This is a genomic window from Hymenobacter sp. BRD67 (assembly GCF_013256425.1).
Classification (GTDB): domain Bacteria; phylum Bacteroidota; class Bacteroidia; order Cytophagales; family Hymenobacteraceae; genus Hymenobacter.
This window is the reverse complement of record NZ_CP053904.1, coordinates 263,712-285,247: the sequence shown is the minus strand read 5'-3', so window position 1 is coordinate 285,247 and position 21,536 is coordinate 263,712. Positions and strand designations below refer to the sequence as shown.

Here is a 21,536-nt window from a genome sequence, read left to right as displayed (position 1 = left end):
GCTGTAGCGTGGACTCTGCGAGTCCGCGTGCGAGAACGTTGTTCAACGAAGCAACGCGCGGACTCGCAGAGTCCACGCTACTTCGCTTTGCCAAAAATGCTTTTGGGCAGCAGCATATGCGCGCCGCGCGTGCCATCGACCACCTGCGTCACGTTGAGGTCGCCGGCCACGCTGCACAGCATGTAGGCGTCGTCTTTGGTCATTCCCTTGGTTTTCATCAGGAAATCAATCATTTCGCGCACTGCCTGTTTGGCCGCCAGCGTCAGGTCTTCGTTGAGGCCCATGCTGATGTATTGCGTCGGCGTTTCGGCGCGGGGCACAGTCAGGTGCATGTCTTTGTGCACAATAAACTCCAGGTTACCAATCAGCGAGGTTTCGAGCGCGGTGATGTCGACTTCGCCGTTGCCCTGGCCGGCGTGGCCGTCGCCCACGAAAAATAGAGCTCCCGGCGCGCTCACCGGCAGAAAGAGCGTGGTGCCGACCACCAGGTCTTTATTATCGAGATTACCGCCAAACGTCCCGGGGGCGCACTGTTCACGCGCCCTGCGGCGGGCGGCGGCGCCACGCCCATACTGCCAAAAAACGGGTGCAGCGGCACTTCAATTCCTGGGGCAAAATCGGCTACCATCCGCTTCTTATCGAGCGGAATAATCTTCATTTTGGCGTAGCCGAAGTCTTCCGGAATAAAGCCGCTCTTGGGCCCGAAGCCATTGTAGGCGTACGGGATGGCCAGCTCAATGGCCTTGATGCGCACTTCCAGCACGTCGCCCGGCTCGGCTCCTTCCACAAAAATCGGCCCGGTGAGGATGTGTCCGCCCGGCCCTTTATTAGTTACTTTTTCATATATATCGCGCAGCGACTGCTCGACTTGCGCCGGGGCCACGCCCGCCCCTTCGAGGCGCGTGGGGCTCGACGTGAGCAGCGTGTGCACCTGCACCGTTTCGCCCGACTTAATGCGCAGCACCGGCTGGGCAGCGGCGTCGTAGTAGCCCCAGGCCACCATAGCAGGCGTAGCCAGCAGCTCGTGCTGCGCCTTAGGCAGGTGCTGCGCCTGGGCGCTGGCAGCTAGTAACAGGCCAAAAGCCAGGGTAATAAAGCGGATAGTTAGTTTCATGGCTGAAAAATACGCTACGAATGTCAGCTTACCCGTTCATCACCTTCTCCTGGCGCATAACCGACTCGAGGTGAACGGCTTCCATGTAGCGCTCCACAAACTCGGCCGTCAGGCCCACTTGTGCGCCCTGGCGCTTGCTACGCTCCAGAATCTCATTAAGGCGGCCGGTTTGCAGGATGGTGATGTCATTTTCCTTTTTGTACTGCCCGATTTTCTCGGCCACGGCCATGCGCCGGCCCAGCAGCTGAATAACCTCGGCGTCGAGGTTATTGATTTGTTCGCGCAAGCCGGCGAGTGCGCTTAGAAACTCTTGCTTGTCAGTGGTTTCGTGGCGCCACACCAGGTCGTGGATGAGCTGGCCCAGTACCTCGGGCGTGATTTGCTGCTTGGCATCGCTCCAGGCGTTGTCGGGGTCGATATGGCTCTCAATCATCGTCCCGTCGAAGTCGAGGTCGAGTGCTTTCTGGGCCACGCCAAACAGCGTATCGCGCCGCCCGCAGATGTGGCTGGGGTCGTTGAGGATGGGCATGTCGGGCAGCCGGCGCTTCATCTCGATGGGCAGGTGCCACATGGGCGCGTTGCGGAAGTCGGTGTTGCCGTAGCTCGAAAAGCCCCGGTGAATCATGCCGACCTGCTTCAAGCCAGCCTTTTGCAGGCGCTCGATGGCTCCAATCCACAGCTCCAGCTCGGGGTGAATCGGGTTCTTGACCAGCACGGGAATTTCCACGCCGCGCAGGGCATTGGCGATTTCCTGCACCGAAAACGGGTTGCCGGTGGTGCGCGCCCCTACCCACACCAGGTCGACGCCGAAAGCCAGGCAGTCTTCGACGTGCTTGGCCGTGGCTACTTCCACGGCTACCGGCAGGCCGGTTAGCTCGCTGGCTTTCTTGAGCCAGGGCAAGCCCTTGGCGCCTACGCCCTCGAACCCGCCGGGCTTGGTGCGGGGTTTCCAGATGCCGGCGCGCAGGGCCTGCACCTTGCCGGTAGCCGCCAGGCGCTGGCAGGTTTCGAGTACCTGGGCTTCGGTTTCGGCCGAGCACGGGCCGGAGATGAGGAAAGGCTTATCCTCGGGCTTGCGGTTAAAAAGGTCGTTGAACATAAGGGGAGAAAAGTAGCGTGGACTCTGCGAGTCCGCGACGAGCGCAGCGAGTATCGTCGGCCGCACCGGTGAATGATAATTGAATGGCGTTAGGTAGCAGGCAGGCGACGATACTCGCTGCGCTCGTCGCGGACTCGCAGAGTCCACGCTACTTTTTCACGGAATTATTTTTTTTATTTCGTTGGCGTGCTCCAGCTGCCTGGTAAGTCCGGCGTAGTCCTCGCTGGCCAGCAGCTCGCGCAGCTTATTCAATTGCAAAAGGTGTTCGTCGAGCACGTCGAGCACGTTTTCCCGGTTTTGGCGGAAGATGGGTACCCAGGTAGCCGGCGCGCTCTTGGCCAGGCGCACCGTGGAGGCAAAGCCGCCACCCGCTAGGTCGAAGATGCGCTGCTCGCCGCGTTGCTCTTTCTCCAAAACCGTGAGGGCCAGCGCAAAAGAGGTAAGGTGTGAGATGTGCGACACGTAGGCCGTGTGCAGGTCGTGGTCGGCCGCGCCGAGGTGCAGCACCCGCATGGGCAGGGCCCGGAACAGCGTTTCGACCGTGGCCACCGCATCGGGGTCGCTGGCTTCGGCAGCGCAGACCACCAGCGTCTTGCCCTCAAACAAGCCACGCACGGCCGCGTCGGGCCCCGAGTATTCGGTGCCGGCCATCGGGTGCACGGCCACAAAGCGGCCCCGGCGCGGGTGCCCGGCCACGGCCGCCAGCAGGTTGCCCTTGGTCGAGCCCACGTCGATAACAATTTGCTGGTCAGTAGCTAAATCGAGTACCTGCGGGAGCACCGCCAGCATGGCATCCATCGGCACGGCCACGATGATGAGGGCGGCCGGGGCTACGGCGGCCGCCAGGTCGGAGCCGATTTCATCGACCAGGCCCAACTCCAGCGCCCGGCGGGCGTAGGCCGGGTTGGCCTCCACGCCGATGAGCCGGCTGGCCAGACCGTGCTGGCGCAGGCTCAGAGCTAGCGAGCCGCCAATTAAGCCCAGACCAATAATAGTAATAGTCATTATACAGAACTTCATGCGGAGCTTGCAAAAGCAGCGCGCCTCCTTAAATAAGTTGATTAGTGCGCCACCCGAGCTGCTTCGGCAAGCTCCGCCTGACGTTCTTTTTGGTTTTTTACGCGGGCCAGCGCCTCGCGCAGCACGCTTGCGGGCTGGCAGAGGCTGGCCCGCACGTAGCCGTTGCCATTGCTGCCGAAGATGCCGCCGGGCGTCAGAAACACCCGCGCTTCGGCCAGCACGGCGTCGCTTAGGGCATAGCCATCGGCATACTGCGATGATGGCACGGCAGCCCAGATAAACAGGCCTGTCTGGCCGGGCGCGGCTTCGCAGCCCAGCGCGGCCAGCAGCTCGCGTACCAGCTCGCGGCGGGCGCGGTAGGTGGCGTTCAGCTCCGCAAACCAGGCTGGTCCGAGCGCCAGGGCCACTACGGCCGCCTGCTGAGTACCCAGAAACATCCCCGAATCCATGTTGCTCTTGAAGCGCAGCACCTCGGTCAGCCAGTCGGCGCGGCCTACCAGCATCCCTACGCGCCAGCCGGCCAGGTTGTGCGACTTGCTCAGGGAATTCAATTCCAACGCTACTTCGCGGGCACCGGGCACGGCCAGCAGGCTCATAGGCGGCGTCTCGTTCAGCACAAAGCCATACGGATTATCATGCACCAGCATAATGCTGTGCGCCGCGGCAAACGCCACCAGCCGGGCCAGAAACTCCGGACTGGCCGGCGTGCCCGTTGGCATGTGCGGGTAGTTCACCAGCATCAGCTTCACCCGCGATAAGTCGCATTGGGCCAGTGCGTCCAAATCGGGCAGCCAGCCGGTGGCAGCGGTCAGGTCGTACTCCCGCACCTCGGCCCCGCAGATTTCGGCCACCGCCCGGTAAGTTGGATAGCCGGGGTTGGGAATGAGCACCGCATCGCCGGCTTCCAGAAAGGTCATGCCGATGTGCATCAGGCCTTCCTTGGAGCCCGCCAGGGGCAGCACTTCCGTGGCAGGGTCGAGCGTTACGCCGTAGTGCGTCTGGTAAAAACCGGCCATCGCCTGCCGCAACGCCGGCGTACCCTGGTAGCTCTGATAGCCGTGGGCGTTGGGCTGGGCGGCGGTGGCGGCCAGGGCGGCCACCACGCTCGGGTGCGGGGGCAAATCGGGGCTGCCGATACCGAGGCTGATAATATTGGCCCCGGCAGCATTGAGGGCAGCCAGCTCGCGCAGCTTGCGCGAGAAGTAGTATTCGCCGGTATGGGCCAGGCGGCTGGCGGTGGTGACTTGCATAGTAACTAAATAGGATATTCACAATATAATGCTGAACGCAGGGCAGCATCTTGCTCGCATCGCTCGGGATAATTTAATGATTGATTTACTGCTGCCCGCGTGATGCTTCCCTGCGTTCAGCATGACGTTCTTTTACCATTTCTTCTCCAAACTCCATACTGCCGCGCCGGTACCGACCCAGCACGCGCAGCTCTTCCGTCACGGCGGGCAGCTCGGCGAGCAGCAGTTCCAGCTGGGCCAGCACCTCAAACTCCAAGTCGGCATGGAAGCCGTAGTGCCAGGGCTGGCTGGGGCGCGGGCACGACTGCAGCTTACTCAGATTCAAGCCGTGGCTGGCTACCAGCGTGAGCACCCGCGCCAGTTGGCCCGGCGCGTGCGCAGTGTAGAAATACAGTGAAGCCTTGTCGGGCCGGGCCACCGGTTGGGCCTCGGCGGCGCGCTCTACTAGCAGAAAACGGGTATAGTTATTTGGGTCGTCGTTGATGGAGGGGGCCAGTACTTGCAGGCCAAAAGCTTCGGCGGCCTGCGCTCCGGCCACCACGGCCACGCCCGGCGGGCGACGCTCGGCCAGCAGCTGGGCACTGAGGCCGGTATCTTCGGTTTCGACAAGCTGCCACTGCGGAAACCGACTCAGAAAATCGCCGCACTGACGTAAGGCCATCGGGTGCGAATGCACGGCCCGCACTTCGGCCAGCGCAGTTCCGGGCAGCGCCAGCAGGTGCTGCTGAATGGGCAGGTACACCTCGCCCGTGATAACCAGGTCGCCCCGCTCCAGCAGCAGATAATTAGGCAGAATGCTGCCTGCCAGCGAGTTTTCCATGGCCATCAGGCCGGCGTCGGCGCGGCCGTTGGCAACCTGGGCCACTACCTCACCAAACGTGGCGCAGAAGTTCAGCGTGGGCGCGGCGTCGAAATACTGGCGGGCCGCTACTTCGTGAAAACTTCCCCTAAAACCTTGAATAGCAACGCGCATTTTAGCTATGAGTTAGACGTTATGAATGATAAGCTGCTGGCTGACCTTGAAATGGGCTTGGTGGAAAAAAGCATAAAAAAAGCGCCACTCGCGGAACGAGTGGCGCTGCTAACTTTCACTGGTTTAGCTACATGGCGACTCGTTCTACGCGGGCGGCGTAAAATAGAAGTAACCAAAATAATAGCGGGCAGCGAACATGATACTGGTCGAATTGGGCAGCAAGGTAGGCAGAAATTCCAATTCAGCAAATGAAGCTGGCCGCGCACGAATACTTTATCCGTTCCAGCTACCAAACTTTCCTTGCTGATAATCGGCATAGGCCTGCCGTATTTCGCCCTCCGTGTTCATTACAAATGGCCCCGCTGAAACCACGGGCTCGCCAAACGGCTGGGCATGGCCTAGCAGCAACACGCTGTCGGTCAGGGCTTCAATAGCCAGCTCCTCGCCATCGTAGTTGAACTCGACCAGCTCGCGGGCAAAGGCTTCGGTACCATTTACGCGCACGCTGCCGCGCACCACGTAAAAAAAGATGCTACGGCTGGCCGCAACAGGCAGCGTAATAACCGCTCCGGCGCTAAAATCGGCCCAGGCTAAGGCTACATCGGCCAGCGGGTGCACGGGCCCGGCCGTGCCGCCCCAGCTGCCCGATACAACGTGCAGCGTTACCCCATCGGCCGGTGTAGCTGTCGGTATCTCGCGCTGCTGCAAGCCAATGTAGCGCGGCTCGGTCATCTTGTACCTGGCCGGCAGGTTTACCCAAAGCTGCAAAATTTCCAGCGGCCCGCCCGTTTGCTTGAAATGATTGGAAGATACCTCAGCGTGAATCAGGCCGGAGCCGGCCGTCATCCACTGAATGCCGCCGGCCTCAATCACGCTCTCGTGGCCGCTGCTGTCTTTGTGCAGAATATCGCCCTCCAGAATAAACGTGACCGTCTCGAAGCCCCGGTGCGGGTGCGGGCCGAAGGGCAGGCCGTTGTTTCGGGGCTGGTAAACCTGCGGGCCGTGGTGATTCAAAAACAGGAACGGGTCGATATACTCGACTGATTGCGTGGGAATTGCCCGGTAAGTAACCAGGTCGGCAATGGGGCGTTTACGGCCCGGTGCTTTTTAACGACGGTGCGCATTGGCTTCTGACAAGAGCGGCTGGTTAATGGGAGTACAAAGTCGGTAGTACGCCCTTGCCGCCTTACAACCGCTAGCTGACCGGAACGTTGGCAGCTTGGCCACAGCTTACGCAGGAATCAACTATATACTAGTTTGGTAGCTAACTTGGCTGCTCAAAGCAGCCGGACGATTTGCAGCAACGGCCGCCGGTAGTGACGCATTTTCACCTGGCTTTCCCCCTCAGAGCTAGCGCTTTAATTTTACCTATACACCTACTTGATACGTCAAACAATACTCCTGATTAGCTGCCTATTACTGGCTGGCGCAGCGCGGGCGCAATCCTTCGAGCCCGGCTATTTAATAGTAAGCAACGGCGATACTTTACGGGGCGAAATCGAGAACCGGTTCTGGGAAACCAGCCCGAAAGAGGTGCGTTTCCGGCCAACGGCAACGGGCGCTATCGTCGGCTACAAGCCCGAACAGCTACGAAAGCTCTGCCTCGCCAGCGGCCGGCAATTTCTCTACGATATCTTTCTGTTTGATGTGTATGCCGAAACGCGCACCAATCAGCTCACACGGGGCATGCGCATTTCCCAGAAATACACCCCGCTTTTTGCCGAAGTATTGTTAGAAGGTCCGGCTTCGCTATTGCGCGTGGAGCGAATGGGCGCCACCCATTATTTCGTGCGGCGGGAAACCGCCAGCTATCTGGAGCTGACCGAACGCCTCTACCTGAGTAAAAATGGCGTCAGCATTATGAATGGCAATAATTACGTGGGCCAGCTTCAACTGTACTTCGGCGATTGCGCTGCCGCTGTGCAAGCAGCTGAGCACGCACGGTTTACAGTTGCAGGCCTGGTTGACGTGGTACAGGCCTACAACCAGCAGTGCTCGGCCAGTCATAGCCTGGGCAGCACTCCGTATTCGCTCACCAAACCTGGAACCAAGATGGCCTGGAACGTTGGCGTATTGGGCGGAATACAATTCAATAGTTTTACCCTCAGTAACTACATCAGCACTATAGCTTCGAGTCTGGATGGTCTTAACCTTGACCACCGCCTACACCCAGTGGGTGGTCTGTATGTCGATGCGCTACATGCCGGGCGCGTACTGGCGCTGCACAGCGAGGCAACGCTCAACCGATTTGGGAGTCAGCAGGAATTTGCGGCCAGCCCTACTACCTCAGCGGGAAGCTACGAGTGGCTGGGTACACAAGCTCAGCTACGCGTAGGACTGCGCTTTTTCTCTGCACTAAGCCAGCGAAAGCGCCAGTTTTTTGGAGGTATCGGCGCGGGCCACAGCTTTACACTCAGCTATAAGTCTTCGCTGAAATATGGCACCGCAAGCGATTCTTTTTTAAACGGCAACGACGGTTTTCTCTGCTATCTGGAGGCTGGTGTCCGTCAGCAACGACTTACCCTGACGCTGACCGGTCAGGCTGCAGGAACAGGCTATTACGAGGATACGCTGGGCTGGCAGGTACGCGGCAATACTCATTTACTTCAGTACGCCGGGGCGATGTGGAGCGTAAGCGCCACGCTTGGCTATCGCCTTAATACAAATACAGACGCCAGGGATAGCAAATAACTATTATCAATTATTTACTATCCCTGGCGCCTGGAAGCTGGGTTAATCCTGTACGGCTTCAGACCTGGCTTTCACTTAGTAAGTGCCGCTGCTAGCTGGCTTCTTCGCTAGGCGGCGTGCCGCGAAAGGCATCCGTTTTACCCACGCCAATGGTCAGCTTTACGGGCCGGTTTTCTTTGGCCGACTGATAGACAGCTTCCATAATGCGCTGGTCCTGAAGGCCTTCTTCGCCGGGGTGTAAGGCGTTTTATTCTGGCGCACGCACTCGGCCATGTGGTCCATTTCGAGGGCAAACTGGTCTTTGCCGGGATTACTGGGCTTTTCGGTGGTTTGCTTGCCGCCGGGGGCATGCTCGCGCTCCTGGGCCAGGCCATTATAAGAGAAAGCCGGGTCCATTTTAATGGTGCCCGTTTCGGCGTGCACGGCGTAGCTTTTCGCATTAAACGTGCCGTAGCCGCTTATGCACTGCGAGATAACACCGCTGGGAAAGCGCAGGGTAAAGCTCACATTCTCTTCGATTTCCTTGAATCGGTCGTCGCCGGGCGTGCTATAAATCTGGGCCGAAACTTCGGTGGGCTCTTCGCCCAACAGAAAGCGCGTGGTGTTGAGGCAGTACAGACCCACGTCTGGCAGCGAGCCGCCGCCGGCCAGCGCCTTTTTGTGGCGCCACTGCTGGTCGTGGGCCTCATTCTGGCAGTTCATCATCTGGATGAGCTTGGTAGTACCGTAGGTTTTTTCGCGCACTGCCTTCTGCGCCATGCGGTTGAGCGGCTCGTACTGGATACGGTAGGCAATCATGAGCTTTTTGCCGGCTTTCTGGCAGGCTGCAATCATCTCTTCGCACTCTTTGACCGACGTCGCCATTGGCTTTTCACAAAGAATATGCTTGCCGGCCCTGGCGCCGCGCAGCGTGTACTCGTGGTGCAGCGCATTGGGCAGCACAATGTAGATAACCTCGACTTCAGGATTGTTTTTGAGATTGTCGTAGGTCTGGTACGAGTAGCAGCTGCTTGCCTTAATACCGTATTGCTGCGCCACTTTGCTCATCTTATCGGCATCGCCGCTCACCAGCGCCACGGGCCGGGCATGCTTGCTTTTGCCAAAGGCAGGCAAAATCTCGGTGAGCGCGAGCCGTCCCAGTCCCACAATGGCAAAGCCTACCCGCCGGTCGGGCGCATCGGGGTTGAAAGGGTCTTCCGACTTGGGGTCGGTGGGGCCGAAAGCGATGGCAGCTTCACGTCGAGCGGACCAGTGGCGGGCGGCAGGCCCAGGCCGCCAAGGTCGCCGGCCTCGGCCGAGGCCAGCGGCAAGGCCGTGGCCACGCCTACCGCCAGCAGGCCGCGCCCGGCATGGTTGATAAACTGGCGGCGCGAGGTATCGCAGCTGGTAACCGCCTGGGTTTGGGCGGCCATCTGGTCGAGGGCCGCAGCGGTGGAATTTTCCTGAAACATAGTGAATTTACTGTATTTGAGCTGTTAGCGTGGCCTGTCTGTACGTACCCGAAGGCGTAAAGTGTTGCCGAACGGCGAGTAAGCCCAACTGTGGCAACCCCAGGCAATGGTTAGCGGTTAGGGAAGAATAGTCAGGGCTTTTACTGACTTCAGCCGTTTGCTTCTCGCCCCTCAATCACTGACTAATCATCAATTTACCAGCATTTTATGCCTGCATTGTTCGAGCCGCTTAGTCTGCGCGGCCTCACGCTTAAGAATAGAATTGTGGTATCGCCCATGTGCCAGTACAGCGCCGTGGATGGCTTTGCCAACGACTGGCACTTCGTGCATCTAGGCAGCCGGGCCGTGGGCGGGGCCAGCCTTATCATCGTGGAGGCCACGGCCGTCTCGCCCGAGGGCCGCATCACGCCCGACGACCTGGGCATCTGGCAGGATGAGCACATAGGGTTTTTAAAGCATATCAACTCCTTTATAGAATCCCAGGGCTGCGTACCCGGCGTGCAGCTGGCCCATGCCGGTCGCAAAGCCAGCACCTACGCGCCCTGGAAAGGCAGCGGCGCCGTGGCCGAAGGCGGCTGGCCGGTGGTAGCACCCAGCGCGGTAGCTTTTACCGGCAACTACCCGCAGCCGGTGGCGCTCACGCAAGCCGGCATTCAAAAAGTCATTGCCGATTTTCGCAGCGCTACCGAGCGGGCGCTGGCGGCGGGCTTTAAAGTGATTGAATTGCACGCCGCGCACGGCTATTTACTGCACCAGTTTTTGTCGCCGCTCAGCAATCAGCGTACGGATGCCTACGGCGGCTCGTTTGAAAACCGCATTCGCCTGCTGCTCGAAGTGGTGGCTGCCGTGCGCCAGGTGCTGCCCGAGAGCCTGCCGCTGCTGGTGCGCATCTCGGCTACCGACTGGGCCGAAGGCGGCTGGTCGGCCGACGAGTCGGTGCAGCTGGCTGCTCTTCTCAAAAATCAAGGGGTCGATTTGATTGACTGCTCAACGGGCGGCAACGTGGTCACGGCCAAAATTCCGGTCGGGCCCGGCTACCAGGTTGAGTTTGCTGCGCGCATCCGGCGCGAAGCCGGCGTACCGACCGGCGCCGTGGGCCTCATCACCACGCCCGCCGAGGCAGAGGCGATTGTAGCCGGCGGCCAGGCCGACCTCGTGCTGCTGGCCCGTGAGGAGCTCCGTGAACCTTATTTCCCGTTGCGCGCTGCGCACGAGCTGGGCGCTGAGCTGGCCTGGCCCGTACAGTACGAGCGCGCCAGGCCGAGAACGAAGTAAGCAGTTGGCAAGAGCCGCTACCCGTGAACAGCAGGTAGCGGCTGGCTTGGCTTTAGCTGGTTACCACCCGCGCCGTTACCAGCAGCTGCCCCACGTGGCGCGTGGTGTGCTCGGCGGCGTGCACCAATAAGCCAATAACGGTGCTCGGCAGCTGCGCCCGACCCACGCCGCGCCACTCGGACAGCGTACTTTCGGCAGTAGCCACAAGTTGGGCAAGTGCCTTATCTACCTGCCTGTCAAATGCCTGCGTCAGCTCCAGGGCGGCACCCAAGTGCGTGGGTGGCTGGCCCTCGGCGGTCAGGTAGGCTAGCTGGCTTTCGGTTAGCGTCTCACCCAAGGCATACGTGAAGGTGCGGTCGAGCACGCCCGCCAGATGCCGCAGGTGAAAGCCCACTGAGGCCAGCCCCAGCGGCCGTTCGGCCAGCTTCCCGGCCGGAAAGCCGGCCATAATTTCGGCTACTTCTTCGCGGGCCTGCAGCAGCGCATGGGCTACCGGCTGGAGCAGCGGCGGCACGTTGGGCAGGGGGCCGCGCAGCCACACTTCGGGCAGGGGCTGAGGCTTGGATGAAGGCATAGGCTTGACTTTTTTCGGAAATAACAATCGGCAGGGTATTTGGGCCGGGCCCTGGCCATTAAACAGGCCGCCTTCGGTCGTATTTTTGCCCGTACTTATGTCTGCACTTCCTGCTTCTACCCTACTGGCTGCCGCCGCGCAGTTTGGCACTCCGCTTTATGTGTACCAGGCCGATACTATCCGGGCTCAGTATCAAAAGCTTACTACTGCTTTCAGCGCTCACCCCACGCGGTTTTTTTACGCCTGCAAAGCGCTTACCAACGTGGCCATCCTGAAAGTGCTGCTGGCAGAAGGCGCAGGCCTCGACTGCGTGAGTATCAATGAGGTAAAGCTGGGGCTGCACGTAGGCTTCGCGCCCGAGAATATTCTGTTTACGCCCAACAGCGTGGCCTTTGAGGAACTGGTAGAAGCGAAAGACCTGGGCGTTAATCTCAATATTGATAACCTGTCGCTGCTTGAGCGCTTCGGGGCTACGTTTGGCGGCTCGTACCCGGTTTGTGTGCGCCTGAACCCGCACATTGAGGCGGGCGGCAACTATAAAATATCGACCGGCCACATCGACAGCAAGTTTGGCATCAGCATTCACCAGCTGCGCCACCTTGAGCGCGTGGTGAAAGGCACCGGCCTGCACGTGCGCGGCCTGCACATGCACACGGGCTCCGAGATTAAAGACCTGAGCGTGTTTTTGCGAGTGCTCGACGTCATTTTCGAGGCGGCCCGTCGCTTTCCGAATCTCGATTTTCTGGACCTGGGCTCCGGCTTTAAAGTGCCTTACAAGCCCGGCGACCCTGAAACCGACGTAAACGGCCTGGGCCAGCAAGTGGCGGCCGCTTTCAAAGAGTTTGAGCACGAGTACGGCCGGCCGCTCGAAGCCTGGTTTGAGCCCGGCAAGTACCTGGTGAGCGAAAGCGGCTACCTACTGGTCGAGGTTTCGACGGTAAAGCACACCACGGCCACGGTATTTGCGGGCGTCAATTCGGGTTTTAACCACCTCATCCGGCCCATGATGTACGAGGCGTACCACTACATCAGTAACCTCTCGAACCCCAAAGGCCCGGAGCGCCTGTACACGGTAGTAGGCAACATCTGCGAAACCGACACCTTTGCCTGGGACCGCCTGCTGCCCGAGATTCACGAGGGCGATATTCTGGCGTTTCACAATGCCGGGGCCTACGGCTTCGAGATGAGCAGCTCGTTCAACTCGCGCCTGCGCCCCGCCGAGGTGCTGCTTGATGGGGAGCAGCCTCCCCGCCTCATTCGCCGCCGCCAGACGTTTGAGGATTTGCTGGCCGGGCAGTTATAGCTATAAAGTATTCGAGCAGCTAAAGGCGGAGCGCCTCGCTTTAGCTACTTACACCAGGCTTACCAGCCAGGCAATTGCTTCGGCATCGTGCTCGAAGCTGCGATAGATATGGCCGAGCCTGCGGCTGGTCATTACTACATTCGTCATGGCCAGGCGGGCAAATACATCGTGCGCCACTACCACCGCTCCGTAGCGGTAGCCATTTTCGAGCACGGCACGGGGCAGCCATTCGGTGGTCATCCAGGCTTCTTCGCCGCTGGTAAACGGACTCATCTGCTGCTGGTCGATGAGGAGCTTGCTCCAGCCCCGGCGCTGCAGGGCTTGGCGGGTGTGGGTGAGCAACGCCCGAAACTGACTTTCTTCGCGGGAGCCGGCGCAGTATTCGAGCCGCAGGTAGGCCAGCGGCTCTTCCCAGAGACAGCCAACATCGTTTTTAAAATAGATAGTACGGGCGGCAATAGTCATTAGCACAGGGAAAGGATGGGCTTTGGCCGGGCCATAACCAGCCGGCAAAAGGGCCGTAGCCTCAACAACCCGCTCTAAACCGCCAAGTCTGCCAGAGGTTATCCGTTAGCAGCTTTACTTTTAGCGCATGAAATCCCGCCGCAAAGTCGCTACCCTTCGCAAGCCCGCAAACTTTCCGGCCGAAAACGTGCTTACGGGCCTTACCGTACCGGGGCTGCTGGCGCTGGGCCGCGACGTAGAGCAGTATCACTTCGTGCATTGCGACTTCAGCGAAGCCGACCTGAGCGGGCTGCGGCTCGAAGACTGCCTGTTTGAGCGCTGCAACCTGACCACTGCCAAGCTCAGCGGCACAGCCCTGCAAAACGTGGCGTTTGCCGACTGCAAGCTGCTGGGCGTGGCGTTTGGGGCCTGCCAGGATATGCTGTTTGGAGTGCATTTCGACGGGTGCCAGCTCCGCTACGCCTCGTTTGGGGGCAAGCGCCTGTCCGGCACGCGCTTCGTAAAATGCAAGCTGGACGAAGTCGATTTTACCAATGCCGACCTGAGCGCAGCCGTGTTTCAGGACTGCGACCTGGCGGGCACCATTTTTCACGATACTCAGCTGGGCGGGGCCGATTTTACCACGGCCACCGGCTTTAGCATCGACCCCGAAGCTAATTATCTGGCTGGGGCGCGCTTCACGCTGGCCGGCCTGCCGGGCCTGCTCACCAAGTATAGCCTGGAGATAGAATAAGGCCCGCGCTGGCTTCCTACCGGTGCCTGCCCCGTATCTTGGGCATCCATATCAACTCCATTCGTATGTCTGACACTCCCATCCGCCCAGCCACTCTCTACCGCTGGGACGACATGCCCAAAGACGAGCTCTCCAATACCATTTCGCGCCGCCTCATCACCGGCGACCAGATGATGCTCGCCCACGTGTACCTCAAAAAAGGCGCGATTGTCCCCAAGCACTCGCATCATAATGAGCAGATTACCTATATTCTGGAAGGTGCGCTGCGCTTTCACTTGGGCGAAGACGAAAGCCAGGAAGTCATCGTGCGCGCCGGCGAGGTGCTCACTATTCCCTCGCACCTGCCCCACAAGGCCGAAGCGCTGGAAGATACTCTCGACGTAGACGTTTTCAGCCCCCCGCGCCAGGACTGGCTCGACGGCAGCGACAGCTATTTGCGCAAGTAGCCGAGCGGCTTACCAGCAAGAGCGCCGTGCGCCGCTACGGGCAGCATGGCGCTCTTAGTAGCTTATTTTTCAATCTATTACCGTACTATTAACTTAAATGGACCTCGGACTAAAAGGAAAAGTAGCCCTCGTAGCCGCTGCCAGCAAAGGACTGGGCCGCGCCTTGGCCGAAGAACTGGCTGCCGAAGGCGCTACGTTGGTGCTCTGCGCCCGCACCGACGAAACGCTACAGCAAACCTGCGCCGCCATCCGCAGCGCCACCGGGGCGCAGGTGCTGGGCGTAGCGGCCGATGTAGCCAAGCCCGCCGACGTAGCGCGGGTAGTGCAGGCAGCCCTTGCTCAGTTCGGGCAGATTGATATTCTGGTAACCAATGCCGGCGGGCCGCCAGCCGGCACTTTCGAGCAGCACGACGCCGCAGCTTGGGACGCCGCCACGCGCCTGCTGCTCACCAGCGTAGTGGAGCTGACGCGCGCCGTGCTGCCGGGCATGAAAGCCCGCGGCTGGGGCCGTATTCTCAACATAACCTCTATCTCGGTGAAGCAGCCCATCGGCAACCTCTTGCTTTCCAACAGCCTGCGCGCGGCCGTGACGGGCATGGCCCGCACGTTGGCCAATGAAGTAGCCGCCGATGGCATCACGGTCAACAATATTCTGCCCGGCTACACCCGCACCGAGCGCGTCGAGCACCTGGCTGGCGCCGCCGCTGCCCGCGAAAACATCAGCCCCGAACAAGCTACCGAGCGCTGGACCAACGAGATACCCATGCGCCGCCTCGGCGAGCCCCGCGAGTTTGCCGCGCTGGCGGCCTTCCTGTGCTCCGAGCGGGCCAGCTACATTACGGGCACCTCCACGGCGGTAGATGGCGGCTGGTTGCGCGGGCTTTATTAGGCATTCAGGCGGTGTGAGTACTGCGTATTTTCAGCGACTTTCGGCCCTATCGAAAACATCAGCCGCGGTTAGGCATTACTCACTAACCATTAACCGTTAGTACACTTGCTTACTCTGCTTATCGGCACCAACCGCCCTCAGTCGCGCGCCCGGCGCGTGGCCGATTTTTACGCTACCATTCTGGATGAGCTGGGCGCAGCTTACCAGTTTATGGACTTGCTTGAGCTGCCCACTGACTTTCTCAATACCACGCTCTACCACAACGCCGGCCGGCACGATGGCTTCAATAAGTTTATCGCGCCGCTCGACCGCTCCGACAAGCTCATTATTATTGCGCCCGAGTACAACTGCTCGATTCCGGGGCCCTCAAGTCGTTTATCGATGCCCTACCCTACCCCGGCGGTATTCGGGGCAAAAAAGCGGCCCTCGTGAGCCTGAGCAGTGGCAGCATGGGCGGGGCGCTGGCCCTGAGCCACCTCACCGATATTCTGTTTTACCTGGGCACCACGGTGTTGCCGCAGCGCGTGCGCCTACCCCATATCAGCCAGCACCTCTCGCCCGAAGGCGAGGTTAACAGCCCGCTCTTCCGGCAGCTGCTGCGCGAGCAGGCCGAAGCCCTGCTGAACAGCTAGCGCCGGGTGCGTAGCAGCAGCACCAAGCCATACAGCGTTACGCTGAGCACGCCCAGCGCCGAAAGCATGGCTACCGCGTCGCGGATATTTTTGCCCGCCCAGTCCATCAGGAAAAACTTGTGGAGCACGGCAAACGACAAGCCCTCGCGCCGGTCGCCATCGGTGACGAGCGCCGCCAGGCGGCCGCTGGCCGGCTCTACGTACAAGGCAGTGTGCCCAGGCGTGGCAAAGGCCAGCTTCACTACCGGCAGCCGTTTATTCACAAAGCCATATTCTTCAGTGAATTTGGTTACCAGCTCGGGGCTGAGCAGGTTGGCCTGAGCGGGAGCCGGGCCGGCAGCCGGCATGCCGATAGCCGTGGTGGTTTCGGCGGTGAGGGCAGGGGCGGTGCAGCAATCGGGCAAGGCCCCATCTTCAGCGGCCCCGGTGGCGCTGAGGGCTGCCGGCTGGCCATTCAGCCGGGTCATAAACTCCTGGCCCAGCTCGCGGGCGTAAGTCAGCTCGCCATTGGGCAGCAGCTGGCCGTCGCGGGTGCTGCGGTACTGCACCTGCTGCTTGCCGGCAGCACTTTTGCTCACGAGCCGATAATAGGGCTGGCCGCCCACGCGCACCAGCGATACCTGCTGCACCGGCACCGCGCCGCCCAGCGCCTCATTCAAAGGCCAGGCCAACTCGCTGGTGGCGAAGGCACTAACCCGTGCCACCTGCTCGCGGCGGTCGGGCGTAAATTTTTGAATGAGATGGTAGCTGGCGCTCAGGGCAAAGGTAAACGTGACAAAAGCCACCCACAGCCCCAGCGTGCGGTGCCGGCGGCGCAGCCAGCCTACCTGGTCCTGGGCCGAGCGCGGCTGCCGCAGCTTCTTCCGCACAAAGCCATAGATAAGCAGCCCGCTCAGCGCCGACAGCCAGATAATGGTTGTGAATACCAGCATAATACCCAGATGCAGCGGCCGGGGCAGCGCATCGAGAAAATCCCAGTTGTGCAGCATGCCAAACGTCCACAGAAACCGGGCGCGGGCGTGGTTATTAAAGGTACCCATCCGGCTCTGCCCGGTTTCGACGAAGATGGCCATGCCATCGGGCCGGGCAAAGGTAATTTTCCAGACCGGCAGCAGCCGGTTGATAAACTTGTAGTCGGCCGTGTAGTGCGTCAGGTGCTCGGCACCGGCGATGGCCGAGGTCGAATCGGCCAGCAGGTAGCGGGCCACGTCCTCGGCATAGGCCCGGTCGCCGCCGGGCAGCTCGTGGCCGGTAGTGGCCGCAAAGTAGCGCAGCCGCCCCGAAAATCGGCGACCTGGTACATAGCCTCGCGGCGATAGTGTACCACGCGCACGTTTTGCACGGCCGCCAGGTGGTTTTGGGTCAATACCTGAGCCACGGGCAGCGCCAGCTTGGCGGCCGAAAGCGGCGGCGACGGCACGGTTTCGTGGGCGATAAACGGCCGCAGCAGGTTGGACATCAGGGGGTGCGAAAGACCGCTGAGCGTCCACATCAGCACCGGCACTACTGTTACCAGGCCCAGCGTGCGGTGCCAGCGGTAGATATGGCGGCCCACAAAGCGCCGAATGGGCGAGGCCGCCGGAACCGCTACACGGGAAGTCGAGGTCGTTTGCATAAAAGACGTAAGCAGTGTAGCGTGGACTCTGCGCGTCCGCGCGTAAGTAATACTATACAGGTCGTCCTACGCGCGGACGCGCAGAATCCACGCTACTTGGCCTTGGCGGCGAAGGTGTAGCCCAGGCCCAGCGTGTAGGTGCGCGGCGCGGCGGCCTGGTAGGTAGTGCCGTACTGATTAGCCGTTACCACGCTGGCATACAGCTCATTGGTAAGGTTTATTACGTTGGTCCACACTTCGAGGCCGCGCAGGCTGGCTTGCGGCAGGCGGTAGCCCAGGCGCAGGTTCAGCAGGCTGTAGCCGGCGTAGGTCTTGGTATTGTCGGTGCTGGTGTAGTAGCGGCCAATGCGCTGGTATTCCAGCCCCAGCCGGGCGCCGGGCACAAAGCGCGGCTTATAAAACACTTCGGCATTGGCAATCCAATTGGGCGCGCCCGCCATGCGGTTACCGGCATAGTCGAAGTTCTTGCCATTTACTACCTCACTGTAGTCCAGGTAAGTATGACGGGCATTAGTACCGCTGAGCCGAAAATTCACCTCCGATACCGGCGCGTACGTCAGCGAATATTCAACGCCCTGATGGCGTGTGGCCCCGCGTTGGCACTCTGCGTGGTATTGTCGGCCTGCAGCACGCTGATAATCTCGTGGCGGCCTTCCATCTGGTACACGCTCAGGTCGAGGTAAACCTTGCGCTCGAACAGCGCCACCCAGCCGCCCGCCTCATAGTTCGTAAAATTGGCCTGCTGCAGCTCAATCTGCTGGCGCGAGCTGTAGAGGCTGCTGGTTTCGGGCGGCTGAAAGCCCGTGCTGAAATTGGCATACACCCCCCGGTTCTCGCCCAGCGCGTAGGTCAGGCCCAGCTTAGGCGCCACGATGTTGTAGATATTATCCTGGGCCGCTTTCTTCGTAGTCTGGCTGCCGCTCAGGTTATTGCTGAATTTATACTGCACCCGGTCGTAACGCAGGCCACCCACGAGGCGCAGGGCCTCCGTGGCCTGCACTTCGTACTGCGCATAGGCGGCGGCATTAACCAAGTCTATTTTATAGTCGTCGAGGTAACGACCGGTATCGGTATAGCCCGTATAAAAATTATTGGCAACATCCTTCTGAATAGCCAGGTAGCGGGCAAAGTACGTGCTGGGACTATAATCAAAATACCCGCCCACAATCAGCCGCGAATTGAGAAAGCCCAGGTCGGCCCGGTGCTGCACCAGCGCCCCGTAGCTCCTGAATGACTGGTTATTAACCTGTCCGTTGGAGCTTTGATACACGCCATTCACGCGCACATCGGCAATGTAGTAGCTCGGCAGCTGCCCGGTTGAGTTGTAGCGATAAAAGCCCGTAAGCGCCGTTTGCTGGCTCGGGCTCCAGTCGTGCTCCAGGCGCAGGCTGCTGCGCACGGCCGTTACCACGCGGTTAGTGAAGCGGTTGTTGCTCTGGTAGCGGCGGCTGTAAAAGTGCGCGCTGTCGAGCGTGCCCGGCGTTTGGGTATTCAGATAATTATACGTACCCATGCCGATAAGCCGGGTTTTTGAACTAAAGGTATAGTCGGCGCGCGCCGTCCACGACTGCTTGTCGAAGTCGGTGTAGTCCTGCCAGCTGTTGCGCTGCCGAGCCATGTAGCCGCCCGCGTACAACCCGAGCTTGCCTACCGTGCCGCTGACGCTGGCGTCGGCCCGGCGGTAGCCAAAGCCATCGCCCTGCACCGACACGCCCGCCGTGGGCAGCGGCGTGGGCTTCTGGGTCAGGAAGTTAACTGCCCCACCAATGGCATTGGAGCCGTAGAGCGACGAGGCCGGACCTTTCACCACCTCTATGCTGCGCACGCCGGCCTGGTTTATCTCGTACAGGGCATTGTGGTTGAAGATGCCGATGGGCCGGATAGGCAGGCCATCTTCCAGATAGAGATAAACCGCGTTAGTCGTAATGGGCTGCCGGATAGCCATCATGTGCTGCTCATTGCCCAAGTCTACCATATATACGCCGGCTACTTTATTAAGCAGCTGGTAGGACGCCGTGGCCTTGGTATCGGCAATGAGCTGCGGCGACACCTGGCTGATGGCGATGGGGGCTTCCGTACGCTTTTCCTGCTCGCGGCTCGCCGATACTACCACGCCCTGCAGGCTTACCGGCGCGGCTTCGAGGCGCACCGTCAGGGGCCGGCCACCGGCGGGCACGTGTACCCGCTGCGCGTTATACCCGACGAATGAGATGGTTACCTCACTAGTCGGGGTAGCTCCGGCCAAGGCAAAGTGCCCGTTGAGGTCGGTAGTCGTGCCAATACTTCCGCCGGGCACGCTGATGCTGACGCCGGGCAACGGCTGCTGCGTTTGGGCATCGAGAATAGTGCCGCGCAGCGCGGCAGCCTGCTGAGCCTGGGCGCTGCTCATGCAGACCGCCAGCCCGGCAGCAATAAAAATAAATTTCATCCTTGCTAGTCAAGCTATTAACAAACAGTAAGGGGCAAGGCCCAACTGGCTGAACTACGCGCAGGCGCACTCCTTACCAATGGGCGGGCAACTCCCAGACGAGGATTGTTAGCAGCCTAGCGGCGGATGGAATACCGCGCCGAGGGGGCGGCGTAGTGGCCCGGCACCAGCGGCGCGTGGCGGACGGCGGGCAGGCGGGCTATGGTTGGCTGCACAGCCAACTCTACCCCTGCCGCAAAGGCGGCGGGCAGCATTTCCAGGCGCTCTTTGAGCGGGTTGGGCGCTTTGTTTTCACGGTCTTGCTGCTGCTTGAGCTGCTTGGCAAAGTAGCACTGGCCATCGCAGTGCAGCGCGGGCCGGGCCTTGTTCACGCAAAAGCGCGCCGTGATGGTCGCCCGGTTCAGCGCAAAATCTACCACCAACACCTCCCGGCTGAAGGTTTGCAGCAGCACTAAGGCAACGAGCAGGTAGGCAAAAACAGACTTCACGCGCAGGAAAGACACAGGCAGCAACAAAAATACGGCGCTCGCCTGTTACTTGGATGTTGGCTCGGCAAAACCCGCGTTTCTTCACGCTATTTATAAGCAGCAGTGGTAGCTTAGCAACTGTAAATCTGTTAACCCGGCGCGTTGTCGGGTAGCTTAAAGCGACGTGTGGCAGGCTGAACTTTCCGGCCCGGCCCCTTGTGTAGCTTAACCATGGCCGCCATGCTTACCAACAGAGCGCCCGGCGCTCTGTTTATCAGACAAGCTCAGTTACTCAGCCCCTACTAACTATCCTACTCATCTCGCAGCCATTATTCCGATGAAAACCTCTAAGTATTTCCTCTTTTTCGGTCTGCTGCTTGTCGCTTCGATGGCCGGTATGCAGGGCTGCAAGAAAGACAGTGACCTCCAGACGCCCGGTGAGGTCGACCTGCAGATTAGCAACGTAGTCGGAGCCAAGCCCCTGGCGCTGGATGGCACTACGTACAGCACCCCGGCGGGCGAAATCTTCAGCGTGAGCACGTTCGAGTACTATATATCGAATATCAAGCTTACTAAAAGCGACGGCACCGTGTATGTCGCGCCCAACACGTATTTTTTGGTCGACCAGGCTAAGCCCGCCACGCAGCACCTGGCCATCACGGGCGTACCAGCCGGCACGTACACCGGCGTGAGCTTTATCATCGGCGTGGACGCAGCCACCACCCAGGCTGACCCGCTCGCGCTGACGGGCGTGCTTAACCCGGCCAACAGCATGTACTGGACCTGGAACACGGGCCACATTTTTCTGAAACTGGAAGGTACCGTAACCTCGGCCGGGCGGCCCATCGTGTGCCACATCGGGGGCTACACCGACCCGTACAATGCCATCGTCACGGCTACGCCATCGCTTGCGGGCAAAATCTTGTCGGTCAACGGCACGCACAGCTCCACCATCAGCCTTTCGGCCGATGTGCTGAAGCTCTTTGATGGCGTCAGTCACATCACGCTTAGTACCTTCTCCAATGGCATGATGCCGGGCGCCGAAGCGGTACAGGTAGCCAAAAACTACGGCGCGGGCATGTTTACCGTCACCCAAACCCAGGATAACTAA

General features: G+C 60.3%; 21 protein-coding genes and 3 pseudogenes. 9 read left to right on the top strand and 15 right to left on the bottom strand.

Annotated features, from left to right (window positions below; genetic code table 11):
• Positions 1 to 77: 77 nt before the first annotated feature.
• The 6 genes from GKZ67_RS22340 to GKZ67_RS01290 all read right to left on the bottom strand — a co-directional run bounded on the left by GKZ67_RS22340 (position 78) and on the right by GKZ67_RS01290 (position 5,456).
• Positions 78 to 485, bottom strand: coding sequence for an acetamidase/formamidase family protein (locus tag GKZ67_RS22340; RefSeq protein ID WP_254244996.1), 408 nt, complete (start codon positions 483 to 485; stop codon positions 78 to 80).
• Positions 455 to 1,114 carry an acetamidase/formamidase family protein gene (locus GKZ67_RS22335; protein WP_217278661.1) on the bottom strand — a complete coding sequence of 220 codons (660 nt, stop codon included), beginning with the start codon at positions 1,112 to 1,114 and terminating at the stop codon, positions 455 to 457. Before GKZ67_RS22335 ends, GKZ67_RS22340 begins: the two co-directional genes overlap by 31 nt.
• Before the next feature lie 28 nt (positions 1,115 to 1,142).
• The gene (locus GKZ67_RS01305) at positions 1,143 to 2,213 is read right to left on the bottom strand and encodes a chorismate mutase (protein ID WP_173240812.1); all 1,071 of its coding nucleotides are present in this window, start codon (positions 2,211 to 2,213) and stop codon (positions 1,143 to 1,145) included.
• A 156-nt stretch (positions 2,214 to 2,369) separates the two neighbouring features.
• Complete coding sequence (locus GKZ67_RS01300; protein WP_173240811.1) at positions 2,370 to 3,218, bottom strand: prephenate dehydrogenase; 849 nt, start codon at positions 3,216 to 3,218, stop codon at positions 2,370 to 2,372.
• A 56-nt stretch (positions 3,219 to 3,274) separates the two neighbouring features.
• Positions 3,275 to 4,483, bottom strand: coding sequence for a pyridoxal phosphate-dependent aminotransferase (locus GKZ67_RS01295; RefSeq protein WP_173240810.1), 1,209 nt, complete (start codon positions 4,481 to 4,483; stop codon positions 3,275 to 3,277).
• 85 nt (positions 4,484 to 4,568) lie between these two features.
• The gene (locus GKZ67_RS01290) at positions 4,569 to 5,456 is read right to left on the bottom strand and encodes a prephenate dehydratase (RefSeq protein ID WP_173240809.1); all 888 of its coding nucleotides are present in this window, start codon (positions 5,454 to 5,456) and stop codon (positions 4,569 to 4,571) included.
• A 21-nt stretch (positions 5,457 to 5,477) separates the two neighbouring features.
• Here GKZ67_RS01290 and GKZ67_RS01285 point away from each other — a divergent pair, with 21 nt between their 5' ends.
• Entirely contained in the window at positions 5,478 to 5,708 is a 231-nt protein-coding gene (locus GKZ67_RS01285; protein ID WP_173240808.1) for a hypothetical protein, read from the top strand.
• Positions 5,709 to 5,729: 21 nt separating this feature from the next.
• Here GKZ67_RS01285 and GKZ67_RS01280 read toward each other — a convergent pair whose 3' ends face one another.
• Entirely contained in the window at positions 5,730 to 6,470 is a 741-nt protein-coding gene (locus GKZ67_RS01280; RefSeq protein WP_317172210.1) for a pirin family protein, read from the bottom strand.
• 366 nt (positions 6,471 to 6,836) lie between these two features.
• Here GKZ67_RS01280 and GKZ67_RS01275 point away from each other — a divergent pair, with 366 nt between their 5' ends.
• Positions 6,837 to 8,147, top strand: coding sequence for a hypothetical protein (locus GKZ67_RS01275; RefSeq protein WP_173240807.1), 1,311 nt, complete (start codon positions 6,837 to 6,839; stop codon positions 8,145 to 8,147).
• 91 nt (positions 8,148 to 8,238) lie between these two features.
• Here the strand turns inward: GKZ67_RS01275 and GKZ67_RS01270 are convergent.
• Both GKZ67_RS01270 and GKZ67_RS22875 read right to left on the bottom strand, forming a co-directional pair.
• A pseudogene (locus GKZ67_RS01270) lies at positions 8,239 to 9,293 on the bottom strand (Gfo/Idh/MocA family protein).
• An 11-nt stretch (positions 9,294 to 9,304) separates the two neighbouring features.
• Entirely contained in the window at positions 9,305 to 9,598 is a 294-nt protein-coding gene (locus tag GKZ67_RS22875; RefSeq protein ID WP_254244994.1) for a hypothetical protein, read from the bottom strand.
• Positions 9,599 to 9,805: 207 nt separating this feature from the next.
• On the opposite strand from GKZ67_RS22875, the gene GKZ67_RS01265 reads away from it, so the two are divergent.
• On the top strand, positions 9,806 to 10,873 hold the full coding sequence (locus GKZ67_RS01265; protein WP_173240806.1) for an NADH:flavin oxidoreductase/NADH oxidase: 1,068 nt from the start codon (positions 9,806 to 9,808) through the stop codon (positions 10,871 to 10,873).
• 52 nt (positions 10,874 to 10,925) lie between these two features.
• On the opposite strand, the gene GKZ67_RS01260 is transcribed toward GKZ67_RS01265, so the two are convergent.
• Positions 10,926 to 11,447: a DinB family protein gene (locus GKZ67_RS01260; protein ID WP_173240805.1), complete on the bottom strand. Its 522-nt coding sequence runs from the start codon at positions 11,445 to 11,447 to the stop codon at positions 10,926 to 10,928.
• A 97-nt stretch (positions 11,448 to 11,544) separates the two neighbouring features.
• Here GKZ67_RS01260 and lysA point away from each other — a divergent pair, with 97 nt between their 5' ends.
• Positions 11,545 to 12,750, top strand: a complete 1,206-nt coding sequence (lysA, locus tag GKZ67_RS01255) for a diaminopimelate decarboxylase (protein WP_173240804.1) — start codon at positions 11,545 to 11,547, stop codon at positions 12,748 to 12,750.
• Positions 12,751 to 12,798: 48 nt separating this feature from the next.
• Here lysA and GKZ67_RS01250 read toward each other — a convergent pair whose 3' ends face one another.
• The gene (locus tag GKZ67_RS01250) at positions 12,799 to 13,215 is read right to left on the bottom strand and encodes a hypothetical protein (RefSeq protein WP_173240803.1); all 417 of its coding nucleotides are present in this window, start codon (positions 13,213 to 13,215) and stop codon (positions 12,799 to 12,801) included.
• Between the two features lie 127 nt (positions 13,216 to 13,342).
• On the opposite strand from GKZ67_RS01250, the gene GKZ67_RS01245 reads away from it, so the two are divergent.
• The 4 genes and pseudogenes from GKZ67_RS01245 (at position 13,343) to GKZ67_RS24900 (ending at position 15,915) form a co-directional block, all read left to right on the top strand.
• The gene (locus GKZ67_RS01245) at positions 13,343 to 13,948 is read left to right on the top strand and encodes a pentapeptide repeat-containing protein (RefSeq protein ID WP_173240802.1); all 606 of its coding nucleotides are present in this window, start codon (positions 13,343 to 13,345) and stop codon (positions 13,946 to 13,948) included.
• A gap of 65 nt (positions 13,949 to 14,013) precedes the next feature.
• On the top strand, positions 14,014 to 14,394 hold the full coding sequence (locus GKZ67_RS01240) for a cupin domain-containing protein (RefSeq protein WP_173240801.1): 381 nt from the start codon (positions 14,014 to 14,016) through the stop codon (positions 14,392 to 14,394).
• A gap of 97 nt (positions 14,395 to 14,491) precedes the next feature.
• Positions 14,492 to 15,283 carry an SDR family oxidoreductase gene (locus GKZ67_RS01235; protein WP_173240800.1) on the top strand — a complete coding sequence of 264 codons (792 nt, stop codon included), beginning with the start codon at positions 14,492 to 14,494 and terminating at the stop codon, positions 15,281 to 15,283.
• A gap of 156 nt (positions 15,284 to 15,439) precedes the next feature.
• A pseudogene (locus GKZ67_RS24900) lies at positions 15,440 to 15,915 on the top strand (NADPH-dependent FMN reductase).
• Here the strand turns inward: GKZ67_RS24900 and GKZ67_RS01225 are convergent.
• The 4 genes and pseudogenes from GKZ67_RS01225 to GKZ67_RS01205 all read right to left on the bottom strand — a co-directional run bounded on the left by GKZ67_RS01225 (position 15,912) and on the right by GKZ67_RS01205 (position 20,461).
• On the bottom strand, positions 15,912 to 17,123 hold the full coding sequence (locus GKZ67_RS01225) for a PepSY domain-containing protein (protein ID WP_173240799.1): 1,212 nt from the start codon (positions 17,121 to 17,123) through the stop codon (positions 15,912 to 15,914). The pseudogene GKZ67_RS24900 and the gene GKZ67_RS01225 overlap by 4 nt on opposite strands.
• The gene (locus tag GKZ67_RS01220; protein ID WP_173240798.1) at positions 17,066 to 17,530 is read right to left on the bottom strand and encodes a hypothetical protein; all 465 of its coding nucleotides are present in this window, start codon (positions 17,528 to 17,530) and stop codon (positions 17,066 to 17,068) included. The genes GKZ67_RS01225 and GKZ67_RS01220 overlap by 58 nt, the downstream gene beginning before the upstream one ends.
• A gap of 92 nt (positions 17,531 to 17,622) precedes the next feature.
• A pseudogene (locus tag GKZ67_RS01210) lies at positions 17,623 to 19,919 on the bottom strand (TonB-dependent receptor domain-containing protein).
• A gap of 155 nt (positions 19,920 to 20,074) precedes the next feature.
• The gene (locus GKZ67_RS01205; protein ID WP_173240796.1) at positions 20,075 to 20,461 is read right to left on the bottom strand and encodes a hypothetical protein; all 387 of its coding nucleotides are present in this window, start codon (positions 20,459 to 20,461) and stop codon (positions 20,075 to 20,077) included.
• A gap of 301 nt (positions 20,462 to 20,762) precedes the next feature.
• Between GKZ67_RS01205 and GKZ67_RS01200 the strand changes: the two genes are divergently transcribed.
• On the top strand, positions 20,763 to 21,536 hold the full coding sequence (locus GKZ67_RS01200) for an MbnP family protein (protein WP_173240795.1): 774 nt from the start codon (positions 20,763 to 20,765) through the stop codon (positions 21,534 to 21,536).

Bases quoted from the DNA above. Each gene is read 5' to 3' on its own strand.
- GKZ67_RS01305 (WP_173240812.1), bottom strand. From the start codon at position 2,213: ATGTTCAACGACCTTTTTAACCGCAAGCCCGAGGATAAGCCTTTCCTC.
- GKZ67_RS22875 (WP_254244994.1), bottom strand. From the start codon at position 9,598: ATGTTTCAGGAAAATTCCACCGCTGCGGCCCTCGACCAGATGGCCGCC.
- GKZ67_RS01245 (WP_173240802.1), top strand. From the start codon at position 13,343: ATGAAATCCCGCCGCAAAGTCGCTACCCTTCGCAAGCCCGCAAACTTT.
- GKZ67_RS01285 (WP_173240808.1), top strand. From the start codon at position 5,478: ATGAATGATAAGCTGCTGGCTGACCTTGAAATGGGCTTGGTGGAAAAA.
- GKZ67_RS01290 (WP_173240809.1), bottom strand. From the start codon at position 5,456: ATGCGCGTTGCTATTCAAGGTTTTAGGGGAAGTTTTCACGAAGTAGCG.
- GKZ67_RS01220 (WP_173240798.1), bottom strand. From the start codon at position 17,530: ATGCAAACGACCTCGACTTCCCGTGTAGCGGTTCCGGCGGCCTCGCCC.
- GKZ67_RS01265 (WP_173240806.1), top strand. From the start codon at position 9,806: ATGCCTGCATTGTTCGAGCCGCTTAGTCTGCGCGGCCTCACGCTTAAG.
- GKZ67_RS22335 (WP_217278661.1), bottom strand. From the start codon at position 1,114: ATGAAACTAACTATCCGCTTTATTACCCTGGCTTTTGGCCTGTTACTA.
- GKZ67_RS01300 (WP_173240811.1), bottom strand. From the start codon at position 3,218: ATGACTATTACTATTATTGGTCTGGGCTTAATTGGCGGCTCGCTAGCT.
- GKZ67_RS01250 (WP_173240803.1), bottom strand. From the start codon at position 13,215: ATGACTATTGCCGCCCGTACTATCTATTTTAAAAACGATGTTGGCTGT.
- lysA (WP_173240804.1), top strand. From the start codon at position 11,545: ATGTCTGCACTTCCTGCTTCTACCCTACTGGCTGCCGCCGCGCAGTTT.
- GKZ67_RS01235 (WP_173240800.1), top strand. From the start codon at position 14,492: ATGGACCTCGGACTAAAAGGAAAAGTAGCCCTCGTAGCCGCTGCCAGC.
- GKZ67_RS01295 (WP_173240810.1), bottom strand. From the start codon at position 4,483: ATGCAAGTCACCACCGCCAGCCGCCTGGCCCATACCGGCGAATACTAC.
- GKZ67_RS01240 (WP_173240801.1), top strand. From the start codon at position 14,014: ATGTCTGACACTCCCATCCGCCCAGCCACTCTCTACCGCTGGGACGAC.
- GKZ67_RS01200 (WP_173240795.1), top strand. From the start codon at position 20,763: ATGAAAACCTCTAAGTATTTCCTCTTTTTCGGTCTGCTGCTTGTCGCT.
- GKZ67_RS01260 (WP_173240805.1), bottom strand. From the start codon at position 11,447: ATGCCTTCATCCAAGCCTCAGCCCCTGCCCGAAGTGTGGCTGCGCGGC.